General features: G+C 39.0%; 1 protein-coding gene. It reads right to left on the bottom strand.

The features are described 5' to 3' along the window. The coding region (locus tag AC1DVJ_RS31140; RefSeq protein WP_477596825.1) for a VOC family protein at nt 1–422 on the bottom strand (422 nt) is incomplete at its 3' end. Nucleotides 423–930: the final 508 nt, after the last annotated feature.

The raw sequence follows: 930 nt of genomic DNA, 5'->3' as shown, positions 1-930 counted from the left end.
ATCATAGCTCCTCGTTCGTCAAAAACTGAATTCGGATTCCAAGCTACCTCCCATAAATTATTTTCAGGGTCTGCAAAATATGCCGTCCGTCCACCCCAAAAGGCATTACTTGGTTTACGTAGAATTTTGCCACCTGCTTTTTCAACTGAATCAATTATTTCATCGACTTGGCTAGGTGCGTCTACATTAATTGCTAAAGTTATATGATTAAAACCTTCGGTATTTTCAGGAAATGTAACTCCCGCATCTTCGCCTAACTTTTCAATTGGGAAAAGCGATAGAAATACTCCACCGTTTGTAAAAACACAATATTTATCATTACTGCTATCCGTTTCTTTCCATTCAAGACGTTGATAAAAGGCTCGAAGTACTGGAAGATTCCGAGCTCCAATTGTTATTAAACTAATCCTTTGATGTACCAATGAATGAACCCCCTATATATCTTTTCTAAATTATTAATTATTCCGCAAGGTTCTCAATTCTCCTGCCCGTTAGCTCAACGAGGCTGCCAACTATTTTAGTGGCAGCTTCGTTTTTTTATGTATTAAGTTTCATAATAACCGACCGCAGTATCGACCACGCTCTACTGCCCTTTATTTCAATGAAATCAAAAAGGAGCTGCTTCAATGCAACTCCCTCCTGAGCTATAGTTCGATGTTAGTTCAACCATGTTAAATGCTTTATTGAGGATAGTCGCTCGAATGTCTACGAGTGACATTTATTGAACTCCTGATATCCCAATCGTTGCCGAACACCTCAACAACAAAATGATCGTGAATTACATCATCCTTATCATACTTCCAGGAGCAAGTCCAACTTTCCCTATCCCCTAATTCATCGCAAATTAGTTTCCGAAATTCCCATTGTTGTGTTCCAGTCGGAACTCTCCATACTTTAACTCTCTTTGCTCGGGATGTTGTCACAATAAGT

It is taken from the genome of Paenibacillus sp. P4_A9 (genome assembly GCF_056402415.1).
Note: the sequence above shows the minus strand (reverse complement) of the source record. Positions and strands in the feature narration are given on the sequence as shown.